9 protein-coding genes and 1 pseudogene are annotated in these 20,077 nt (G+C 33.7%); 6 read left to right on the forward strand and 4 right to left on the reverse strand.

Annotated features, from left to right (window positions below):
• The 3 genes from AB8B65_RS11310 to AB8B65_RS11320 form a co-directional block, all read right to left on the reverse strand.
• On the reverse strand, nucleotides 1-1,188 hold a 1,188-nt coding region (locus tag AB8B65_RS11310; RefSeq protein ID WP_405301118.1), incomplete at its 3' end, for a hypothetical protein.
• A 26-nt stretch (nucleotides 1,189-1,214) separates the two neighbouring features.
• Nucleotides 1,215-3,857, reverse strand: a complete 2,643-nt coding sequence (locus AB8B65_RS11315) for a hypothetical protein (RefSeq protein WP_405301119.1) — start codon at nucleotides 3,855-3,857, stop codon at nucleotides 1,215-1,217.
• On the reverse strand, nucleotides 3,850-6,246 hold the full coding sequence (locus AB8B65_RS11320) for a hypothetical protein (protein ID WP_405301120.1): 2,397 nt from the start codon (nucleotides 6,244-6,246) through the stop codon (nucleotides 3,850-3,852). The genes AB8B65_RS11315 and AB8B65_RS11320 overlap by 8 nt, the downstream gene beginning before the upstream one ends.
• Nucleotides 6,247-6,977: 731 nt before the next feature.
• Here AB8B65_RS11320 and AB8B65_RS11325 point away from each other — a divergent pair.
• Nucleotides 6,978-7,733 (forward strand): HesA/MoeB/ThiF family protein, encoded by a 756-nt coding sequence (locus tag AB8B65_RS11325; protein WP_405301121.1) that lies wholly within the window; start codon nucleotides 6,978-6,980, stop codon nucleotides 7,731-7,733.
• On the opposite strand, the gene AB8B65_RS11330 is transcribed toward AB8B65_RS11325, so the two are convergent.
• Nucleotides 7,730-8,488 carry a response regulator transcription factor gene (locus AB8B65_RS11330; protein WP_405301123.1) on the reverse strand — a complete coding sequence of 253 codons (759 nt, stop codon included), beginning with the start codon at nucleotides 8,486-8,488 and terminating at the stop codon, nucleotides 7,730-7,732. The two genes, AB8B65_RS11325 and AB8B65_RS11330, sit on opposite strands and share 4 nt — an antisense overlap.
• Before the next feature lie 762 nt (nucleotides 8,489-9,250).
• Here AB8B65_RS11330 and AB8B65_RS11335 point away from each other — a divergent pair.
• From AB8B65_RS11335 to AB8B65_RS11355, 5 genes and pseudogenes are all read left to right on the forward strand, one after another.
• Nucleotides 9,251-9,934 (forward strand): hypothetical protein, encoded by a 684-nt coding sequence (locus tag AB8B65_RS11335; protein ID WP_405301124.1) that lies wholly within the window; start codon nucleotides 9,251-9,253, stop codon nucleotides 9,932-9,934.
• 314 nt (nucleotides 9,935-10,248) lie between these two features.
• Nucleotides 10,249-10,776: a UpxY family transcription antiterminator gene (locus AB8B65_RS11340; RefSeq protein ID WP_405301125.1), complete on the forward strand. Its 528-nt coding sequence runs from the start codon at nucleotides 10,249-10,251 to the stop codon at nucleotides 10,774-10,776.
• A 12-nt stretch (nucleotides 10,777-10,788) separates the two neighbouring features.
• Nucleotides 10,789-16,359, forward strand: a complete 5,571-nt coding sequence (locus AB8B65_RS11345; protein WP_405301126.1) for an amino acid adenylation domain-containing protein — start codon at nucleotides 10,789-10,791, stop codon at nucleotides 16,357-16,359.
• 20 nt (nucleotides 16,360-16,379) lie between these two features.
• Nucleotides 16,380-19,718, forward strand: coding sequence for an amino acid adenylation domain-containing protein (locus AB8B65_RS11350; protein WP_405301127.1), 3,339 nt, complete (start codon nucleotides 16,380-16,382; stop codon nucleotides 19,716-19,718).
• Between the two features lie 134 nt (nucleotides 19,719-19,852).
• Nucleotides 19,853-20,077 (forward strand): annotated as a pseudogene (locus AB8B65_RS11355) (MBL fold metallo-hydrolase); the annotation flags it as partial.

A 20,077-nucleotide genomic window follows, 5' to 3' on the forward strand; every position in this document is an offset into this window, starting at 1 on the left:
GGTAGAAAGTTTGCTCGTAGTTTCCAAAGAAATGGTATTTGCTGCTAACGTAATTGTATTATGACTGGTTTCATCTAGCTGAAAAGCAATGGTTTCCACAAAGAAATCAAATACATCTTCTGCTTTGTTAGCGGCTATAAATTGATTCCAACGAGAAGTGCTAATTGGCAAATCTAAGATTTTTGAAAACGATTCTTTTTTGTATTGCGTTTGTTTCCAATTTGAAATAGAAGCATCCGCTTTTTTCAAATTCGTTAAAATAGGCGCTAAGACCTTTTTTGTGTTTTCTTCAACTGCCAAATCTACTTTTCCAATAGTTGTTAAACTTGTCGCGTCACCCGAACGAATAGGAATTGCAATGGATTCTTCGTTAGTTGTTAGCGTAAGTTGATTGTTATTTTTTGAAAATGTGAAGCTTTGTACTGTCGAATTTTTAATTTTTTCTTTGAACGCTTTTAGTTTCGCAGCAGTTTCATTTGTATGATTGACTTTTGCGGTTTTATGATCAAACGAAAAGGATTCAGAAGTTACACCGTATTTCCCATTGTCTTTTACAATTGTATACTGAAACTTGTCTGCGTTTTCCGCTTTCATGTATTCAATTGTACTCCACAAAAAGAAATGAACCGATTTTGTATTGTTTGCTTTGACTTCCGCAGCGTTTTGTGTTACTTTTTGATTTCGTAAGGTTTTAAATTTTTCAACGAAATCACCTTTCCAACCAAGCAATTTTGGAAAGTTTGCAGAGGAATAGTTACTTTCATTCCATTTGGAATTCGCGTTTAATGCTAGGCTTCCAATATTTGATTGTGTCAACACGCCAAAATTACTGAATGTAGAATTGAAATTGTACGTTTCTGTCGCGTCCAAAGTCAATTCAATTGGTGTTGTCGCAACATTATCGGTTGATATAAGATGTACCGTTACCTTTTTTCCATTCTTTTTAAAGTACAATAGTTTTGTAGAATCGTTGACTTTTTTTAGTAATTCAACACGTTCATTTTGGAATTCGCTATATGGTTGTAGCTGTAGTTTTTCCATGGCATCCGCATCCGAAAGAGTTTGTTCCGCGGAAGCGATATTGAACTTTTTTTCCACAGTATTTTGCGTTCCTGTGAAAATAAACAACAGGATAAAAAGGAGTAAAACTACTGCGTACAGTATGGTGTTTAGCGTTTTTTTATTCATTATCAGTGTATGCTTTGCTTGTTAATTTAGTCGTCTAAAAAATAGTCAGAACCTTTTTGATTGTCACTGTCTTTTGTTTCGTTTGTTGTGTTGGAAAGATAATTTTCACTTGTATCTTCCTTTATATCCGATATAATTTCGGGTAAAATGATCGTTTCTTGCTCTTTTTTCTTAGGAATTTCAAAAGCAACAGTTTCCTCTTCCGATTTCCGTGCCGTTTTGTTGATGCCTAAGTATGAGATTTCTTTGATAAATCGGTTATACATTTCAGGATTGGCTTTCATAGATTGCCCAGGTCCAAAAAGTGTATCATTTAAAAAGTTTATGTAATCGTTGTATCGATCTGCTTGCGCAGGATAAAACGCATTTGCATCACTTTGTAATAAAAAGGCAAAATCTGATTGCATTCCTAAATAGTAAATACTCGTTATTTCATCGTCAGAATGATCTTTGTTTTGACTTCTGTTAGCTGAATAGTGATAATTGAATCGTTTTAACTGATCTTTATCGATGTCTACACCAGAAAATAACGAATTGTTTTCCGATTCATTGTCAAACGTAATCAATAAATTACTGTTTGAGTTTACTGAGAAGTTCGTAATTCGCTTGAGGTTTACCGCTTTTTTCTTTAAATCTTTCGAAGTCATAAAGTCAGGGAAAATTACTGATTTATGGTCTTTTATTTTACCTCTCCAGTTTTTTATAGGCGTATATTTTATGCGTTCTTTTAAAGTAGTTTGCAGTTGCGATCGGAATAAGTCGAATTTCATTCCGCGGCCACTTAGTACAATATATTTAATGTCGGTAATGAGCGAACCTTGATTTCCTTCTACTAAATTTTTGACGAGCGTTTTTACCAAATGCAATGATTGTGCTTCAATGAAGTCTTTTGGTCTTTGCAATGTAAAAACCCAAGCATTGTCTTTGTCTAACTCATCAAAACTTTTTTGAAGTACTTCAATGGCGAGTCGGTCATCAGCATTGTCAATATGTTGTAAAAACTGCTGAAAGAAGGATTCGTCTTCAATATTTTTATGATAGTCTATTGAATAGTTCATTTTTAAACGCTCGTAGAATTCTTCTAAAGCAAGTGCCTGAACCATGTCTACACGTTGAATGAACGCGCTGTATTTTTCGGGACTTCCATATTTTTCGGTAAATAAACTTCCGACTGCTTTTAGGAAAATGTTTGTCAAATATTGTCCTGCGCCAGCCATTCCACCACGATCAATACAGCTATAGGATTCACTTCCTTGAAATTCTAAAATAGAATAATCAATCGTTCCTCTTCCCGCATCAACAATTAAAAAACGATCGTTGATGTCAATATCTTCTCGTTTTTCATTAACGCGCAATGAGTTGTTTCGCAAATAACCAATTAAAGAAGCATCGCTTTCCGAAATGGCAAAAGCTTCAATGACAATTGGTGTTTTTAACATTTCTACTTTGTCACGTTTTGTGAAATACTGTTCAATGAATTTTTTATTGAATTTTTCATTCAGATTTCTCAAAATATTATTCACACGATCTTGGTCGTACACATTTGGCATTAATAGTAACAAACGCATGAATAAGGCATTTTTTCCTTCTTTCATTTCGCGCGTTCCAATTCCGATTAAAATTTGATAGATGTACGAGATGAGTTCTACCAGATTGTCTTCACTTTTGGTACCACCTGTCATTCCTCTGCCATCTAATTCAATATTGATTCCCGCAGAAGGATCTAAATACGCCAACTTTAAGTTGCCAATCATTGTTAGATTGTCTTGAATTTTGTCAATATAGGTTTCTTTTTCGTTCAATACATTTGCTGTTCCTGTATAGTCGCGTTCGTGTGTTTTCCAGTTCCAAAGCATTGGATTTTTGGCTTCGTTGTAGTTGTACACACGCGTAGGATCGAGAAATGTACGATCGGATAATAATGCCATTACACAAGCAGGATCGTCATAACTTGGCGATAAAGCACCTTTTTTCTTGTAGATAATTTTTCCTGTTTTGTATAAGTCTTCATCCGTTTTGTCACGTTGAATATAATTGGTTTTATGATCGCCAACATTTAGATTTGCATATCCTTTTTTGATTTCATTGATGATGGAAATATTTGTTGCTACCGGACTGATTCCTGGCGAATGTTTTTCAATAGGTAAATAGGCCATTTGCGTTGCTTCTGATCCTAAATCAATATTGAGACTCCCAAATTTGTTTTCTTCTTTGCTCACAATTAAATAGCAAGAACCAAAACGCATTTCATCTTCTTTTTCTTTGTAGGTAAAATGTATATGAATTGCGCCCCAATCGGATAGCGTTCGGATGCTATTTCCTGTAAAGTTGAGCTTTAAACCTTGTTTTCGAGCATTATTGGTTTCTCCAGTAAAATAGGTGCCAATTTCTCCTTGTGCATCTTCTCCATAATCGCCCAAACCAATGGTGACTTCCCACACGGGAATTCCATTAACGTCTAACAGTTTTTCGTTTAAAACACTCGGATTTAATGCCGTTTTACTTTTTGTTTCAGGAATAATAGCCGTTTTCTCAGGAATGGAAAGCAGCAATTTATTATTGCTATTTACCACCACAAACGCTGGATCGTACCAAGACTTCGGATCAATACTTAGATTGATTGATAGTTCTTTATTGGCGACTTTTATGGGTAAAAATCTATTATTCATTAGTATCTATTGGTTTATAAAAATAATCTTGGACGTTTGTTTGCAACGTATGTCCTTGACATTTTATGGTGTATTGGTCATTATTTTTTGTCACGTCGAGCGTAATTGTATCCGGATTTCCGATATCTAAGTAATTTTCTCCATTCAGTGCATACGTTTTTCTATCGGTAATGTGCATGTCGTAAATTTCTGCGTGTGGATGCCACAACAATTGTATGGAATATGGTTTGATGCTCATGTTACTCGGACGTTCAATTTTGATACGCAACTTATTTTTTTCAATATTTTCTGTGTAATCTTCAACCGAATTATATAATTCTATCTGTACGTTTGGTGCGTTTTCTTCTTTGTCACAAAGCGATAAATTTACTGGGAAAAACGGATAGTCAATCGCAAGAAAATCATTCGTATCGCTTTCATTTCTATAATACGCTTTTATGTTTCCCTTTTTTTGTAATTGTTTGAATTCATGTTTTAGCGCTTCCAATTGATGATTAATGATTTCTTCTAAATTTTCTGTTGTTTCCAACTTTATTTTATAGTGTTTTAGGACTTGAATCGGCAAAAATGTTTTTAAACTGTACGGTTGAATTACATTTATATATAATAGACTAGTGTCGTCCGTTTGGATTTTGTTACACAACATCATATAATCTGTTGTGGTTGGAATGTCATTTTTTAGAAATACATTGCTAATCATGCGTTCATTTTGCAATGTTGCTACGCTTTTGTGCACGTTTTTATCAGTTACAGCCGCTAGAATGTTGTATTCATTTTGAGAAGCATCTTCCTTTATGGTAAAATTTAATACTGTGTTACCTGTTGGATATGCAATAAAATAGATTGTATAGTTTTTACCGTACTTTTCACGAATTTGTGTGTGATATTCTGTTTCTACACCTTGAATGTGTTTGGAATCTCCTTTTTGAAACGCATGCACTTCTACATCATTTATGAATAATACATTCTTTTTAGAAATTACTGTAATCCATTTTTTTGTTGATGAAGTATTAACTACTAATTGCTCGTTCTTTATAAAATGATTTTTCAGTTGCACTGTTGCAATTCTGTCGTTTGTTTTGGTGAATCCTGCATATTGAATTTTTTTCTTCTTTTCAGATCGTTTAAAACCATTTTTAATGATCGTTGTTTCTCCAGATGGACCAATAATGATACATTTTGGGAGATGCAGTTTGTATATGATATAGGCAATCCACAACAATAATAATCCTAGTAGAATTGCGCCAATTTTATAAAGTGTCTTGCGATTCAGCGGCGAATTGGCTGCATATACGTTTGTATGTTCTTCTTTGATTGTTATTTTATGGATTCGTTCGCCCAATAAATCGTCTGTATATATTTGTTGCCCAATTCCGCGTAAAGAAATTGTATTTGAAAATACACTGTTGAGTGACACAGCAATTTTTTGAACGCTGTCTTTTTTTAGAATGATCGGATAAGAGAGTGGCAATATTTCATTATTTAGAAGAATGGAATCTAATTTCACCAAATGATTTTTAGTGGCTTCTGAATTTATTTTTAATTCGATTGTATCACTTACTCGCGTATTAATTTCTATTGTGGAAGTTGTGTTAGCAACTTGCAACAAGCCTTGTCTTGTGGTGTATGTGTATGCAAAAAGCTTAGGTTTTCCATTTTTTTCAATAGGAGGAAAGACGGCTGAAAACGCACCGCGACCTTTACTATTTACATTGAACGGACTGTAAATTAGCGCGCTTAATGTACTGTCAATTTCCTTTTGTTTATTAGGAACAAACTTCCGAATTGTTTTGTAATCCTGTAACCATTGATCTGTTTGATCGGCATCATCCGTAATGCTACACAATATGATTTGATTGTAATTACATAAGTTCAATTTATTGTAATCTTCCAAAAAAGAAGCTAATGTTAACGGTTGAATTAATGACACAAACGAAGTTGCATACGGGAAGTTTTTCGTATTCCATGTTCCGTATATAGAAGTGAAGCGTTGTTCAAAATCGCGTGCATTTTTAAATTGTATTGGATCTTCTCTTTTCGTAGCTTTTCTGATAAAACGATCACGGAAATTGGCGCTTCTTCGATTTTCTCCTTTTAAATACGCTGGCACTTTACTTGGAACAAATGATTTTCCAGGCATATACACAACACCACTATTGTAAAATATAAACTCATCTTTCGTGAAATCTATTTCAGCATAGAGTTTTTTATCTAAAAGTTTTTTAAAAACATAGTTTTTATAACCCAAACCTGTATCGGTCATCGATCTACTTTTATCTAAGGTAACAATCCACAAATTCCCTAATGAGTCAATATCTTGTGCTTTCACTACAGTGGTAGTGGCACAATACACTAAAAGTAAAGTAACTATTCGAATGGATTTGTACATTAAATTTAGTCGTTTTATGATTTAAAATTTTGTGTTGAAGGTTCGTTTATAGATAGTGTTTCATTGCTGGTGTAATACAAATCTGAACTAAATATAAGAAATTGTTTTTAATGTTAAACTTATTGAATCATTCGGGATTTGATTGTATGGTTATAACGCATTTTACCAATATTATTTTATTCTAAATTTAAAACAATTATCAGAAATTTAGTTACGGTTTTCCTTATTGGAGAATTTTTAAGTTTTCCAATGACAATAATTTGCGTTTTTGGATACTTTCTTTAAGCTAAAATCAGCTCAAAAAAGTTAAAAAAATAGGTTGTGTTTTAGAATTTCATAAAAAAAATAGTTAAAATTCACTTATTTTTTTAAACAATTTAAACTTACGTAACTGGTAGTATTAGTTTTATAAAAAGAAGGTGTTTTTGAATATAAAAAGGTTGAGAAATAGAAAATAATCTATAATAATATTGTTTAATCTAAACAGTTTAAAATCAAATAATCCCTTTGTTAATCATGTTTTCAAGAATAAATTATTTATTTAATACGCTTTTTCTTACTTGATTTTTTTATTTTTTTAGAAAAGAGTAGTTTCTTGCAAAATAATGAGATTTTTATATTTAATTCTTAACATTTTTTTATATTATTACGTACCCAAAAAATGAAACCTACCCTTTTGTGTAGTGACACATACTACATGCAACAGTACCTTTGAAATAAAAATCATCAAGATGAGCGACAGATACTCTAGAAACCGAATCTATTTAACAAAAGAAGAGCAAGAAATCATTAAAAATTCTCCCATTGTATTAGGTGGGTCAGGTATTGGAAGTGCTATTGCAGAATGTGCATTACGATTAGGGTTTGAAAACATTACAATTATTGACGGAGATCATGTAGAATTGTCAAATTTGAATCGTCAAAACTACACTGAAAATGATATCAACGTTGATAAAACGGAAGCTATAAAGAATCGGTTATTAGCTATTAATTCAGAAGCAAATATTAAAGTTCACAATACATTTTTAACGGTTGATAATGTTGAAGAATATATTAAAGGTCATAAAATTGCCATTAATGCCCTTGATTTTACAACAGACGTTCCGTTAGTATTTGATAAAGTTTGTCAAGAAAATGACATACCTGTATTACATCCTTACAATTTAGGTTGGGGAGGATTGGTAACAGTAATTGCGCCAAATGGTTTGTTGTTAGACAGTATTAAAAAACCAGATGGAAGTCCATTTAGTGAAGTAAATGTAGTAGAATATGCATCCAATTATTTGAAATTTTGGGGAACACCACACGATTGGATTGATGAAGTTATTGCTAAGTTTAAAGCGGAAGAGGAATCATTGCCACCACCACAACTTTCAGTAGCATCATGGACTGTAGCTTCAATGTGCGCACATATTGCGTTCAATATTGCTACTGGTAAAGAATACAAAAAGTTTCCTGAATTTTATTTATCGACAATATTGAATTAAATCAATTTGTTATTAGTGGCATACGCAATTGCTTCGGAAATATTTGTAACGTCCAATTTGTCGAAAAGTTTTCTTCTGTGAAATTTTACGGTATCTGGTGAAACAAAAATAGCTTCAGCAATTTCACTAATAGTATAACCTCTAGTTGAAAATAGCAGAATTTCTTTTTCTCTATTGGTTAATTTAATTCGTTCAGAAGTTCTCCAAAAGCTACCTTCTAAGTCGTATTTGAATAATTTGTTATCACCTTTTTTATAAATGGTGATATTTCCTGCTTGTTGCTCAGCAGACAAAGAAATAATACACAAAGCTTTCCATATTTTACCTTCATTGGTTAAAAACATGGGTGTTAGCTTTTGGTTGATCAAAATGGTTTTGCCTTCTTGATTTTTTAAATGATAGTCATAAGATATTGTGTAATTCTTGCGATCTTCAGTTGGTATACGTTCATAGAATTCAAAACCAGCTTCGTTGATTTTAAGTAGCAGATTCAAATCTCCTTCAATCACATATTTAAAATAGAATGCATATCCCATTTCCTGTACTTCTTCGGCTGTGTGGCCACAAAGAAATAGTGGATTGTCAGAAACGTATTCAAATCCTTTTTTTTGGTAATCTATAATGTAGATACTTTTGTAGGTAGTTCTAGCAAATGCCATTACTGGCTCTAAGTAGTTTGCAGTTTTCTGCTCATCGTTATTGGAAACATTGTTTACAGTATTCCTAAACGAAAAAAAATCATTAACATCATTCATAGTAAAATATTTAATGTACTTGAAAGCATTGCGTAGTATATTATATAGCTTGGTGAGAGCCTCATTAATATATAACACAGTACACACAATTAAAATTGTGTGACAATTACTTTAGTACAATTCCCTATCCCTTATTTTGGGAAATCCCTAAATTATTTTATTCCGCTTTTTAGGTTATGTTTACATTTAACATTTTAATACTGACTTTCAGTTTTAAAATGTTAAATGTAAACATTAAGAACTTCGATATAACAAATTATTTTCAGTTCTTTTTTATGCAGTTAAATAGCAAACTGTAAAAAAAAGTATGTCTTGTATGCTTTATAATGAAAATTTGATATATGGTATACTACTTTTCATCAGTACTTACATGACTTCTTTTAATGCATTGAAAAAACAAAATGGAGGAAGTTGTTATTTTTCTTACAAATTAAAAGTACTTAATTTGATCAAATATAAGTATTAGTATTAACATGACCAATTAATGCTTTTACAAATAAGGCATTTTTAATCCCTTGTATAGTCTAGTTTTAGACTAGATATTACTCTTCATTTTTTTTAAAAAACCTCAAAAAGTGTACGAAAGTGCACTTTTTTTTTATGCAAATTTTTAGCATTTGAAAGCCTACACAAAAGGGTAGGTTTTTGGTCTTTTTTTAAACCTACACTAAAAGGTGGTTTTGCTCTAAGTTACTAGTTACTACACTTTTGTGTAACGAGTTCAGGGGCGTTTCGGGATAGTTTTGAATCAAATATTTAACCATGAATCTTGAAAGAAACTACCCAGAAAATTTAGGAAAAGGACAAATCTTAGACCTAGCAAAATTTATCGTAACTGAAAACTTTAAACATCACTCAAATAATGTTTTGCCGCAGAATTATGAGGATGATATTAATTCAATTTGCGACGAAGAAATCAAATACGCTGACAACTCAGAAATTTTTGTAGTAAAAAACGAAACTGAAGATATTACAGGCGCTATTAGAGTATTAAAATGGAATTATTCTGATGTATTGCCAATTCAGAAAATTTTCGGAATCAATCCGTTACTTGCCATAACAGATTATGACGTAAAAGACATCTTTCACATTGGAAGATTTGCTATCCAGAAAGAATCAAAAGACATAAACTTATTTAAAAAATTAATGGTGTGTGCTATTGCACCAGTTTGTGCACAGAAAGGAAATATCGCTTTTGCTGAAATCGACAGCAAATTGCTACGCATATTACGCCTTTTAGGAATGAAAGCATCAGTTATTGGAGAATCTATCGAATACTTAGGGTCAGAAACAATCCCTGTAGCATTTACGTATGATGGATTAATCAATTTCTATAATAAAAATAAATCACTAGTTGCTCCAGAAGCGCTAGAATCAAGCTTAACTCCGAAACTACCTGAAAGTGTAGTTTCAGAAAATGAAACTTACAACTACTCTTTAGTGTAGTGACAACAAGCGCAGTAGCTTGTATTTTTACATTGTAATTAGAAAGAATACCAGAAGACCATTATATAGTCAATATAGACTAGGACTTCTAAAAAGATTACCAGAAGAACTTAACAAGTCAATATAGACTAAGAACTTCTAAAAAGAGTACCAGAAGAACTTAATACGTCATCATAGACAAAGGACTTCAAAAAAATTGCTAGAAAACCTATAAAAGTCGGTTTTAGACTTGGGAATTCACAAAAACATAAATTATTAATAAAGAAGCTTCATGTGACTGAGGGAAGCGAAGCTATATTCAAAAACCACTACTTATGAAAACGACATCAAAATCTAAATGGCATGTACTTTACGTTAACTATCGTTGGGAAAAGAAAGTTTACGATCGTATTCAAGAAGCAGGAGTTGAAGCCTTCTTACCATTAGTAAAAAGAGAAAGAGCTTGGAGCGATCGTCAAAAGATTCTTTTAGAACCATTATTCAAATCATATGTGTTTGTAAAAGTAACCTGCCCAATGGACTTTCATAAAGCATTATCAGTAAATGGAGCTGTTGCTTATATTCAATTTGGAAGAGAGTATGCAGTAGTTCAAGATCACGAAATAGAACAAATTAAACTTTTAGTTGGAGACAATGAAATCTTAGACCTTACCACTAAAGAACATTTACCTAACAAAGGAGAGAAAAGAAGAATTATTTGTGGAGCCTTAAAAGGATTAGCGTGTGAAGTACTTCGCGCCGATACAAACAGTAAAATTTTAGTGCGTATCGAATCTTTAAAACAAAACTTAGTTGCAACTATTCCATCATTTTATTTAGAAGAAAAAGCATTAACCGCATAAAAATTTACAACCATGAAAAACATAGAAAATAAACTTACCGCAGATTACTGGACACAAAAAGTAAAAAACAGTTCGCCTGTTGCCGAAGAAACATTTGTACCGATGCATACAGAGCGTTTGTACATGTCAAACGAAGAACTCGCTTACTTTACTAAAATTACGGCTCAAAATCAAATAGCAGAATACACAATATTCTTTGCAGTTTTTAGCGCGTTAATTAACAGATATTTTGAAACTTCTGACTTTATCTTTTCAACAAAACTTGGGCAAAACAATATGCCATTGTTGTTTAAGCAGCCAGAATTCAATAAAAAAGAATTTAAAACCTTATTAGGAGAAACAAAAGCAGAAATTCAAGAAGTATATAAGTACACGAAATTTGGAGAAGAATTTGAATTAAGAAATGCATTCAGAAACTATTCAGCTTTCGGATTTAGTTATGGAACCACAAACTACAACTTGCCATTTATGTTGCATGTTGAAAAAGAAATCAATGGTTTCAATATATTAGTTTCATTCTCAGAAAACTTCACAAAAGATACTATAGCAAACCACTTTGTGCAAAATGTAAGATCGTGGTTGATAAATTTAGAAGCAAATATTGCGCAAAGAATTGATTTGGTTGCTATAGTATCTGAAGCTGAAAAAGAAGTTATTGTAAACCAATTTAATAATACTGATTTCAACTTTCCGTTAAACGAGACAATTCTTGATCTTTTTGAACAACAAGTTGAAAGAACACCGCAAAATACAGCAATCGTATTTGGAGACAAAAGATTTACGTATGATGAGGTAAATAGAGAAGCGAACAGATTAGCTCGTTATTTAATAGAAAACTATAACATCAACACATCAGATTTTATTGGTGTAAAGATGGAAAGAGACGAAAGACTCATTATCTCACTTATTGCAGTGTTAAAAACAGGTGCTGCATATGTGCCAATTGATAAAAACTATCCACAAGAACGCATTGAGTACATCGAGAAAGATAGTAATTGCCTACTTGTTATCGATGAAAACTTAGCGTACTTCAATAATGACTACACAAACTTTGCTGATACAAATCTGAATATTGAAAAAGATGCAGACGGATTAGCATACATTATATACACATCAGGAACTACAGGGAATCCAAAAGGAGTGATGATTACGCATAGGAATGCAGTGGCAATGATTTACTGGGCATTTCAAGAGTTTAAAAATACAAATCACGACATTACCTATGCGGTTACATCACATTGTTTTGACCTTTCTGTGTATGAGTTCTTTTATACATTAGCAACAGGAAAGCATATTCGTATCATGCAAAATGCTTTAGAGATTGCACAATATGTAGAAGAAGATCAAAACATTTTGATCAATACAGTGCCTTCAAGCATGCGTAACTTATTAGCTAAAGAATGTAGCTTAGATAATGTTGTAGCTATTAACCTTGCGGGAGAACCGTTTCCAGTAGACATTGCAAATATCTTATTAGAAACGACCAACGCAGAAGTTCGTAACCTGTATGGTCCGTCGGAAGATACTACCTATAGTACCTATTATCAGTTATCTGAAGGAAATGACTATAGCACAATTCCAGTTGGAAAGCCATTATTAAACACACAAGCGTACATTTTAGACGAAAACTATCAACTAGTTCCAGTTGGAGTAGAAGGTCGTTTATACCTTTCGGGATTAGGAGTTACCAAAGGATATTTAGGTAGAACCGAACTTACAAACGAAAAATACATTCAAAATCCTTTCAATACAGCAACACGTATGTATGATACGGGCGATCAAGCTAAATGGATGGCAAATGGAAACATTGCTTTCTTAGGAAGAAAAGATCACCAGGTAAAACTAAGAGGATTCAGAATTGAATTAGAAGAAATAGAAACGGCTATACAACGTTCTGCGGAAGCAATAGAACAAGTAGTAACAATTGTAAAAACACACTTAAACGAAGAAGTTTTAGTTGCGTATTTCACAGCAACAGAAGATATTAACAAAGCGGATTTAAGAGCAACGCTAACCTCAAAATTGCCGGGTTACATGGTTCCTAGTTATTTTATAGCGTTGCCTAAAATTCCATTAACACCAAACGGAAAACTAAACCGTAAAGCCTTACCAGAAATTGACGCTTCTACAGTAGTAAAAGAAAACTTTGTAGCGCCAACAAACGAAACAGAAGAAACTCTTGTACGTATTTGGGAAGATATTTTAGGAATAGAAGAAATCGGAATCAAAGATCATTTCTTTGAATTAGGCGGACACAGTTTAATGATTTCTCAAATGATTAACCGTGTACACAAGGAAATGGACAAGCGAATTCCTTTCAAAATATTTTACACAAATCCTACGGTAGAAAGTTTATCACAATCATTACTAGACGAAACGTTTGAAAACATTGCAGCAGCACCAGAAGCAGCAGCGTACGATTTATCACCATCGCAAACACGTTTTTGGTTATTACAGAAAATTCAAGGGAAATCGAAAGAATTCAATATCTACAATGCATTCAAAATGCAGGACGATTTAAATCACTCAATGTTCGAGGAAGCATTCAATATCTTTATAGATCGTCATGAAATATTACGAACAGTTTTCATTGAAGAAAACGGATTGCCAAAGCAGAAAATTCAAAAATTTGCGCCAGTAATCGTTCCTTACAACGAAGTAGAAGATGTTGCAACGATCAGAGAAGACATATTCAATCATGCATTTAGCTTAGACGAGCAACCATTATACGAAATTGCAGTGGCAAAAGATGCTACAGGAATGTACTTATTCTTTAACATGCACCACATTATTGGCGATGGATGGTCGCTAGAAATCGTTTCCAAAGAATTAATGGACATTTATACAGCGTTAATCAACGGAAAAGCGCCAAACTTAGCACCATTAACAGTTCACTATAAAGATTATGCAAACTGGCAAAACCAATTATTGAAAAGCCCAGAATTAAAAGCACAAAAGCAATACTGGGAAGAAAAACTTGCAGGAGACATTCCATACATTCAGTTACCAGCAGATTATGCACCAAAAGCAAAAACGCCAGAAACGGCATCAGCTTTCTATACGGTTCATTTAGATGCTACAATGAAAGGGAAAATCAAGCAATTAACATCTAAATACAAGGTAAGCGCATTCTCAATATTTGCAGCTTCCTTAAAAGTATTAATCAACAGGTTAACAGCAACAGAAGATGTAGCGATCGGAATTCCAGCAGCCAACAGAAATCACTATCAATTAAAAGATATGATCGGTTGTTTCTTAAACACGTTGATGTTGAGAGATACGATACGAAAAGATGCTTCTTTTGAAGAATTCTTATTAGATGTAAACGACACATTAACAGATGCATTAAGCAATCAAAACTATCCGTTCGAATATGTATTAGAAGATGTAAACGCATCAAAAGATCGCGATCGTTTCCCAATTAGTCCAATATTCTTAAACATGTTAGACTTTGAAGCGAATAGCAATGCGACAATTGAAGACTTTTCGCCAAAAAGCGGATTAGTACATACGCCACCAAAGTTTGACTTTGAGTGCTACTTAAAAAGTTTTGCAAACGGATTTGTAATGAACTGTGTATACAACAACGAAATGTTCTCGCAAGAAACCATTGCACGTTGGATGGAAGCGTATACAAGCATCATCACACAAGTGGTAGAAAATACTGCTATGAACATCAACGAAATTTCAGTATTTGAAAACTATGTAGAAACGGAAGCAGACGCAAAACCAACAAATGATTACATAAAATTTACTGACGAAGATGTGTTGCAAACAATTGTATCTCGTTTTGAAAATCAAGTTGAAAGATATCCAAACAATATTGCGGTTCATGCAAACGGACGAAACATTACGTACAAGCAATTAAACAGCAACGCAAACGCATTAGCCAATATAATTGTAGAAAACAACACAGGTAATTCCACAAGAGTGGCATTATTACTAAGTCACAATGAAACCTGCGTAACAGGAATGTTAGCGGCCTTAAAATCAGGAAATGCGTATGTGCCAATTGATGCAAACAATCCAATCAACAGAATTGAATTCATAGTAAATGATGCACAATGTGATGTATTAGTATGTGATAGCAAGACACGTGAAAAAGCATTGGAATTACAAAAACAAGTTCCAAACTTAAAAGTGATCAAATTCAGAGACTTTGAAAAACTATCAAACACACCAAACCTCAACATTGACATCAATCCGTTATACGAAGCATACATTTTATATACGTCAGGATCAACAGGAAAGCCAAAAGGAGTCATTCAAAACCACAAAAACGTGTTGCACTACATTCGTGTGTACACAAACAATGTGAGAATTTCAGAAATAGACAACCTAAGTGTATTTTCAACGTACACATTTGACGCGTCTGTAAAAGATATTTATGGCGCTATCTTAAACGGAGCAACGGTAAGTATGTTCGCTGTGGCGGAAAAAGGATTAGACAAGCTTGCCAATTGGTTACAAATACAAAACGTTTCCATCATTCACATGGTGCCAACGGTATACAGATACTTTATGCGATCATTAGGAGAACGCGTATTATCAACTGTACGATTGATTGATCTTGGAGGAGAAGCATGTCACAAATCAGACATTGCATTTTTCAAAAATCATTTCCCAAAGCACGCATTCCTGGTAAACGATTACGGACCAACAGAAGCAACGATAATTTCACAAAAATTCATCTCGCACAAAACGGAAATATTCACCAACAATGTGCCACTTGGAACTGCCGTAACAGCAACAGAAGTATTCTTATTAGATGAAGACAATCAGGTACTTGGCATGTATGAAAAAGGCGAAATTACCTTTAAAAGTGAGTACTTATCATTAGGATACTTAAACAGAGAAGACATTACAAACAAAGTATTCATCAATGATACCGATGGAAAACGCATGTATCGATCGGGAGATATTGGACGCATGTTGCCAAATGGAGAAATTGAATTCTTAGAACGAAAAGATACACAAGTAAAACTAAACGGACTACGAATTGAATTGGCAGAAATAGAATTCCAATTAGAACGAATTGAAGCCATTACAAAATCGGTAGTAGTACTAAAAGAACTAAACACAAACTTACACATTGCCGCATACATTCAAAAAGAAGCTGAAATTTCAAACGATGAAATCTATCAAATTCTAAAAGAACACTTGCCAGCATACATGATGCCATCAGTATTTGTGAGTATGGACGAATTTCCACGTACACGTACCGGAAAAATTGACCGAAAAGCATTGCCTGCATTAGCTGCCGCAGATGTAAAACAAACAGCATATGTAGCACCAACAAGCGATGTAGAAAAGCAATTAGTGACATTCTGGTCAGAAACATTACAAATTGCAGGAAGCAGTATTGGCGTACAAGACAATTTCTTTGAACTAGGAGGAAACAGTTTGCAAGCCGTAATTCTTGTAAACAAAGTAAACAGATTCTTTGAAACATTCTTAACCATTGAATACTTGTACGATACGTTGACAGTAAGTGCTTTAGCTGAGCTCATTGAATTCTCAATACAGCAAAAACACATTGACATCATCAACCAAGATGTAGACCAAGACGAATTCATCCTGTAAAACGGAGATCGAAAAAAACCATGAACTCATTAAAAACTAAAACGTTGAAAAAAACACTCTTACATACTTTAAATTTTCATAATGTTAAATTAAATGTGGTTAACGGTCAGTTAAAAGTCAATGCACCAAAAGGTGCATTGACAACTGATCTTTTAGAGCAGATTAAAAGTAATAAAGACTATTTAATCAATTTACTCACATCTAATAAAAACATTCCAAAAGCAGTCGAACAAGAAAGCTATCCAGTAACGCCAGCACAAAAGCGTTTATGGATTATGAGCAACTTTGATGGAGGCAATCAAGCCTACAACATTACCAATGAATTGGAGCTTACAGGAAATTTCAATACAGAACTTTTCTCAAAAGCATTTCAGTCATTAGTTGCAAAATATGAAAGCTTACGTACCTACTTCAAACAAACAGAAGCAGGTGAGTTACGACAATATATAGCTTCAGTAAAAGCAATGAACACAACTGTTGAAGTTCATGATGTTAGCGAACAGCCAACAGGTAAAGCTGAATTAATAACAGCACATTATCAACATACATTCGATTTATCAAAAGCACCATTATTCAAACTACAAGTTGTAAAAACAGGTGCTGAGAATTTCTTAGTATTATTCAACTTACACCACATCATCGGAGATGGTTGGTCGTTAGAACTAATTTCTAAAGAATTGGTAGCAATGTATAACCAATTGGTTGAAGGAAAAACAATCGAAACTGAAAACACAGCAATACAATACAAAGATTATGCAGTTTGGTTACAAGAAGACAAACAACAAGAAAAACTTGTAGCTTCTAAAGACTACTGGTTAAAACGTTTTGAAACTGTTCCAACATTAGAAATTCCAACAGTAAAAAAACGTCCTACTATAAAAACATACAACGGCGCAACACTAAGTCATCAGTTTTCAACAGGATTGTACGCTAATGTACAAGCATACTGTAAAGCACAAGGTGTTACGACATTTATGACCTTAATGGCAGGAATCAACGGTGTATTTTACAGATATACCAATGCTTCAGACATTGTAATAGGAACTACAGTTGCAGGAAGAGAGCATCCAGATGTAGAAAATCAAATTGGGTTATTCATCAATAGCTTACCAATTCGTACTACGTTCAACGGAGCAGAAGGTTTCAAAGCATTAATAAACACGCAAAAAGAAACATTAGTTGATGCGTACAAACACCAATCGTATCCTTTTGATGAATTGGTAGCGCAGCTCGATATGCAAATGGAACTGTCAAGATCAGCATTATTTGATGTCATGGTCATTTTGCAAAATCAAAAATCTGTCATCAGTAACACAGTAGAAATGGCAGGAGACATTGCGCTTACACCATACAAAAAAGAAAAAAAATACAGTCAGTTCGACATCACATTTTCATTCATAGAAACGAATGAAAATTTACAATTAAACATAGACTATAACACAGACATTTATACGTCAGCATTTATACAGAATTTAATACAACATTTGGATCAATTTATTAAAAATGGAATAGCAGATGACAAGGTGCCGCTTTATGCGATTGATTATCTCACATTTGACGAAAAGCAAGAATTGACGAAAGGATTCAATACAACTAGTACAGCGTACGACCAAACACAAACGTTAGTCTCACTCTTTCAAAATATGGTTAAAAATGAATCTGGTGGAATTGCGTTAGTCGCTGGAGACGTCCGCTACACGTATCAAGAAGTAGATGAAATATCCGATCGTTTGGCAACTTTCTTGCTTGCAGAATACAATGTAACAACTGACGATCGCATAGGGATTCAGTTACAAAGAGATGAATGGTTACCAATATCATTACTCGCTATTTTAAAGACGGGAACCCCTTATGTTCCCGTCGATCCAAATTTTCCTCAAGATCGAAAAGACTACATCATAGCAAACAGTAATTGTGCTTTGATGATTGATGAAACAGTCATAGAAAAATTTAAAAACTATAAAAACAAACCAACCGTACAAAAACCAACCGTACAACCATCAGATACATGTTATGTAATTTACACTTCAGGTTCTACCGGAAAACCAAAAGGAGTCATGTTATCACATCAAAATGTAACATCATTCTTAGCCAATGCCGAAACCAATCTAGGATTTGGCGGAAGCAACCGAGTTGCCGCAACAACCAATGTAGTATTTGACATATCTGTATTAGAAATTTTTGGAGCGCTTTGCAGCGGAAGAACGCTCGTCCTCTTCTCTTATGACGAATTAATGTCTTCGGAATTATTCTTAGAAAAACTAAAAACAGAAGCAATTGAAGTGTTACAACTAACACCATCACGCTTTAGCTTACTAGCTGATCAAATAAGTAAAAGAAACTTTCCGACATTAAAAACTATTTTAATCGGAGGCGAGCCGTTCTCTAAAAGTGTATTCGAAAACAAAAACAAATACAAAGGAATCAAATTACTCAACGTATATGGACCAACGGAAACTACAATTTGGAGTACAGTTTCAGAAATTCATGAAGCCAATTCGTTGCACGTAGGGAAACCATTAGCAAACGAAGAAGTATTCATCTTGTCAGATCATTTACAAGTACAACCAAAATGGTTAACAGGCGAACTTTGTATCAGTGGTGATGGCGTAGCGCAAGGATATTTAAACAGAGACGAATTAACTGCCGAAAAATTCATTCCGCATCCATACAAAGAAAACGAACGTTTATACAAAACAGGAGATGTTGCACGTTGGATAGACAACGGAAACATTGAGTTATTAGGTAGAAAAGACGATCAAATAAAATGGAATGGTTACCGAATTGAATTAGGAGAAATTGAAAGTGCAATTCGTCGTTTCACATCCGTAGAAAACGTCGTAGTTTTACTAAACGCTACAGGAACTCAAAAACAATTAACAGCGTACGTAGTTGCAAATACAGTAGTAACGGCAAGCGAGTTAAGAGATTTTTTACGTACCATATTACCGCAATACATGTTGCCATCGCACTATGTACAATTAGAAAAACTGCCGTTAAATGCTAGTGGGAAAATAGATCGCAAAGCATTGCAAAAAATACAACCGCAAGAAGCTGTTGAAGATACGCAATACGAAGCACCAAGAAACGAACTAGAACAAACATTAGCTACAATATGGGAAACTGCTTTTGAAAGAGATACAATCGGAATTCACCATAACTTTTTCGACTTAGGCGGACACAGTTTACTAGCGATTAAAATTATCTCAGAAATACAAAAACAACTCAACATACAAGTTGAATTAACAGATTTACTCTTAGAGCCAACCATCGAAAAATTGGCAGAATCAATAGAAGATAAATCTTGGCAACGACAAGCCGTACAAGAAGAATTGGTCTCAGACAGAATGACCATATAATACAACACCTTCCGCGCAGTAACAAATTAAATAGTATTGCGTACCTCATACATTATTCACAAAACAAACTAAAAATCAAGAACCTATCTGTATTCCATACGGATAGGTTACTAATTTATGTAATACGAAATCTTATGGAACAACAAAATCAGTACTTAAAATTAAACGTTGCTTTAGAAGCACTCATCGACAGATGGTACGCATGGTCACATTTGGTGTCACCTGCAACAGCAGCGATGAACATCAAAGAAAGACATTTAAAAATTATGCAATCATATATAAAAAGTCCAAAAACACATGCTGCAGCTGTAAAAAGACCAGAAATGTTAGGTGGACCTTTTATTGACTATGAAGGAGGA

Source organism: Kordia sp. (assembly GCF_045105435.1).
Taxonomy (GTDB): Bacteria; Bacteroidota; Bacteroidia; order Flavobacteriales; family Flavobacteriaceae; genus Kordia.